This is a genomic window from Sphingomonas corticis (assembly GCF_012035195.1).
Lineage (GTDB): Bacteria > Pseudomonadota > Alphaproteobacteria > Sphingomonadales > Sphingomonadaceae > Sphingomonas > Sphingomonas corticis.
Genome location: NZ_JAAVJH010000045.1, coordinates 1 through 4,525, shown reverse-complemented (window position 1 = coordinate 4,525; position 4,525 = coordinate 1). Strand labels below are relative to the sequence as shown.

General features: G+C 67.4%; 3 protein-coding genes. 1 reads left to right on the top strand and 2 read right to left on the bottom strand.

The annotated features are described in order from the left end of the window. Positions 1 to 88: 88 nt before the first annotated feature. A complete protein-coding gene (locus tag HBH26_RS20240; RefSeq protein ID WP_126014483.1) occupies positions 89 to 913 on the bottom strand; it encodes a hypothetical protein in 825 nt (274 codons plus the stop codon). 20 nt (positions 914 to 933) lie between these two features. Then, positions 934 to 1,515: a recombinase family protein gene (locus HBH26_RS20235; protein ID WP_007406331.1), complete on the bottom strand. Its 582-nt coding sequence runs from the start codon at positions 1,513 to 1,515 to the stop codon at positions 934 to 936. Between the two features lie 164 nt (positions 1,516 to 1,679). Between HBH26_RS20235 and HBH26_RS20230 the strand changes: the two genes are divergently transcribed. Next, the coding region (locus tag HBH26_RS20230; RefSeq protein WP_168136362.1) for a Tn3 family transposase at positions 1,680 to 4,525 on the top strand (2,846 nt) is incomplete at its 3' end.

The following is a 4,525-nucleotide window of genomic DNA, read 5'->3' as shown; positions in this document are numbered from 1 at the left end:
GCCTGAGCGTTGCCGCAAAGTATATTAAGTTTCGTGGGTTTGTGAGGTTGGACGAGTTGGAAGTTACCGGATCACCTCTCGTGATGTTTCACCCGCGGAGCTCGTAGTAGACGATCTGCCATCCATTCTTGGGACCGCGCCACTGGGTGATCTGAAAGCTATGGGCTTGTGCAGACCCGTCCAGGACGCGGCTACTCCACCGTAGCGTTTCATCGTAACTGCTTCCGGACGATAACGCACCCGCTATGCGCCGAATGGGCAGCTTGGCGGGGAGCCTGCGGATGCGTCGGCCATCGTTGCCGACAAAGATAACGTCTTCGGCCACGCTTCGTCTTGGAACAGCCAACCAGTCGACCTGTTTGCCGGCCTGCTCCTGTCGCAAAACAGACGCGATCTCTTTCGCATCGCTAACGGCTTGGATTTGGAGCTGTTCATTGGTGAGTTTTGCCGAGCACTCAGGTTCGATCGCTTGTAAACTTTCTGCCGCTAATGCCTTCGATCCATCCCGACGATAGTCGTCGATTTCCCAGCGCCACCCCTCAGCACTGTTCCGCCAAAGCGTCTTATATGATCCAACTCGATTTCCGCCATCGTACAGCCCGCCGATAACAACTGCCGACCCGCTCGGATCACAGGACGGAAAGACAAGTTCGGGTCTGCGCTCGGCATGGCTCTCGACACTCATCATTGTGAGCCACCACCTTCGGCTACTCTCGGCTGCTTGCAACATGCTGGCCACAGATGGAGAGCGCGCGGTTTCGGGCGCATGTTGTATTGGCCAGGGGTCGCTTTGTGGACCGAAACTGCGTGCCGCTGCCTGACGGCCACTGGCAAGTACAGCTTCCGAGTAGGCCCGCTCCGCCTCCAGCGCGGAATTCGGCGAACTTGCCGCTAGTAGAAGCGCGAAGATCATGGCGAAATCCTACTCCTCAATCAACGTGTCGAGCGATGTACGGGCATCTGCGCCGGATGGTTGAGCGCCCGATAGAGCGTGGCATGATGACACTTCAGCAGCTTCGCCGCTTCGCGCACCGATGTGCCTTCGCCGACGAGACGCTGTCCGAGCGCGATCTGGTCCGGAGTGAGCTTGGGCTTACGCCCGAACTTCACGCCGCGCGCCATGGCTGCCGCGCGGCCGGAACTGGTACGCTGGTGGATCAGCTCGCGCTCGAACTCCGCGATGCCGGCGAACACGGTGAGCACCATGCGTCCCGCAGGCGTGGTCGTGTCGGCCCAGGGCTCGGCGAGCGAGCGCAGCCCCGCTCCCGCCTCGTTCAGCTTCTCGGCGATGTCGAGCAGGTCGCGCGTCGAACGCGCTAGGCGATCGAGCCGGGTGACCACAACCACGTCGTCGTCGCGCAGCTGCTCCAGCATCCGGTCGAGTTCCGGTCGGGCGCGCTTGGCGCCGGACACCTTCTCCTCGAATGTCCGCCGGCATCCGGCCGCCTTCAGTGCCGTCTTTTGAAGCGTGAGATCCTGATCGTCGGTAGATACGCGCGCATAGCCGAGGAGCATGTCGCAGATGTGCATTGGAACACGGCTGATTAGCAACAGACATTTGCGACAGCGTCCGCCCTCGTGGCGTGACCGGTCAGGGCCGCTGTCGCGAAACTTGAGAGTTACGCGACACCTCGCACGTGTCGGCCATAAACTATACGCTCCCGGACAGGGGGTGATCGATGGCCAGACGCGATCTGTTAACGGGCGACGAACGCCGCGCGTTGTTCGGCGTGCCCCTCGACCATGCCTCGCTCGCCAAGCATTACACGGTTGCCGATGAGGACCGGCCACTGATCGAAGCGAAGCGCGGCGACGCCAACCGGCTCGGCTTCGCGCTGCACCTCGCCCTGCTGCGTCATCCCGGCTTCGGCATACGCCACGACGATGTCGTCCCCGATTTTCTGATCCGGCACCTGGCCGCGCAACTCGACATCGCGCCCACAGCGTTCGAGGGCTACGCGCATCGCGCCCAGACCCGGCTCGAACACGCCTGGGAGGCGATGGAGCGTTTGCGCCTGCGCGCGTTCGAGGCGGCCGACGTCCCCGGCGCGCTCGGCGCAGCCACCCGCGCGGCGGAAGCGACCGAACGGGGCAAGCCGATCGCCGCGGCAGTGCTGGGCCATTTGCGTGCTGCCCGGATCGTTCTGCCCGCGCCCGCCCGTATCGAGCGGATCGGGGTGGCGGGGCGCGCCATGGCGCGCCGCCTCGCGGCCGACACGCTGGTCGATGCGCTTGCTCCGGAGCAGGTGACGGGGCTGGATGCGTTGCTGATCGTGGACCAGGATCGCAGCACGACGCCGCTCGCGTGGCTGCGCGACACGTCGGACAGCCCGACCGCGCGCAATCTCGCCGGCATTCTCGCCCGGCTCGCGCACGTGCGCCGGCTCGGGCTCGACCCGGGCATGGCCGGCCGCATCCACGAGCACCGCTTCGAGCAGCTCGTGCGCGAAGGCCACGTCGCGCCCGCGTTCCTCCTGTCCGACTACTCGCTCCGCAGAAGGCGCGCGACACTCGCCGCAGCCGTCATCGACCTGGAAGCGCGGCTCGCGGACGCCGCGATCGAGATGTTCGGCAAGCAGACCGGCCTCCTGTTCGCCAGGGCCAGGGCCGCGCAGAAGCGCGGCATCGAGGCGACCACACGCGACGTGAACCGGCTCATGCGGCTGCTGGGCGCCACGGTCGGCGCACTCCGGGTCGCGCGCGAGGACGGGTTGGACGTCTGGGCGGCGCTCGACGACGGGGTGGGCTGGACGAGGCTTCTGGACGCCGAGAGCGAGGCGACCGCGATCGCCGACCTGACTCGCGACGAGCCGCTGATCCGCGCGGCGGGGCGCTACATGACGATGCGGCGCTACGCGCCCGCGTTTTTTGACGCGTTCCGGTTCAAGGCGGCAGGCTCGCGCGACGGCGTGCTCGGCGCGATCAAGGTCGTGCGCGCGCTGAACGCGACCGGGCGGCGAGACGTACCGGCCGATGCGCCCATGCCGTTTTCCAGAAAATGGAAGGCGGCGATCACCGAGGGCGGCGTCATCGACCGCCGTCGCTACGAAACCGCCACGGTCGCGACCGTGCGCGAGCGGCTCCAATCGGGCGACCTGTGGGTGGAGGGTACGCGCGAACACCTGCGCTTCGACAGCTATATGCTCCCGCCCGGCAAAGCGGCCGAGATCGCGCTCACGCTGCCGTTCGACACCGACGTCGGCCGCTACTTGGAGGGGCGCGCCAGGCTGCTCGACTGGCGGTTGCGCCGGTTCGCAGGCTCGCTGAAGCGCGGCACGCTCGACGGCGTGGAGCTGCGGGGCGGTAACCTCAGGGTCAGCCCGCTCGCGGCCGTAACGCCCGCTGCGGCCGACAGGCTGGACGCGGCCGTCGACCGGCTCATGCCCCGCGTGCGCATCACCGAGCTGCTCGCCGAGGTGGAAGCCCGCACTGGGTTCCTGTGCGCATTTCCGGAACTGCGCTCGGGCCGCGCCCACTCCAACCCGCAGGCCGTGCTCGCCGCGATCCTGGCAGACGCGACGAACCTCGGCATCGAGCGCATGGCCAACGCCAGCCAGGGCGTCACCTACGCCCAGCTCGCCTGGACGCATGGCTGGTACGTATCGGAAGAGAATTACGCGGCAGGGCTGCGCCATCTGGTGGACGCGCAAGCCGCGCTGCCGCTCACGCGCGTGTGGGGCGACGGCACCGCGTCGAGCTCGGACGGGCAGTTCTTCCGCTCGGGCAGGCGGGGCGCGGCCGGCAGCACCAACGCGCGCTACGACCGGGAGCCGGGGCAGAAGATCTACGCCCATGTCGCCGATACCTACGCGCCCTACCATGTCCGGCTGATCTCGGCGACCGCGGCGGAGGCGCCCTATGTGCTGGACGGGCTGGTCGCGCACGGCTGCGGCATCGAACCCGCGACCCACTATGCCGATACGGGCGGCGCGTCCGACCACGTGTTCGCGCTCGCGCACCTACTCGGCTTCCGGTTCGTGCCCCGCCTGCGCGATCTAGCCGATCGCCGGCTCGGCCTGTTCCCGGGCACGGCCCGCCCCGAGGCGCTCGCGAAGCTGATCGGGCGCCCGTTCAACATCGCTGCCATCCGCGAAAGCTGGGACGAGATCGTCCGGCTCGCCGCGTCCGTGAAGGCCGGCGTGGTGCTACCGTCGGTCATGCTGAAGAAGCTGGCCGCGTACCGTCGCCAGAACCGGCTCGACTTCGCGCTCCAGGAGCTGGGCCGGATCGAGCGCACCCTGTTCACGCTCGACTGGCTAGAATCCAGGGCGCTCCGCCAGCAGTGTCAGGCTGGGCTCAACAAGGGCGAGGCGCGTCACACGCTCGCCCAAGCCGTGTTCGTCCACAAACAGGGCCGCCTGCGCGATCCGCAGTTCGAGAACCAGGCGCTGAAAGCGTCCGGGCTGACGCTGGTCACCGCCGCGATCGTGTACTGGAACACGCTTTACATGGGCCGCGCCGTCGAGCATCTGCGCGCCAGCGGCGAGCCCGCGCCCGACGAGCTGCTCGCCCATGTAGCCCCGCT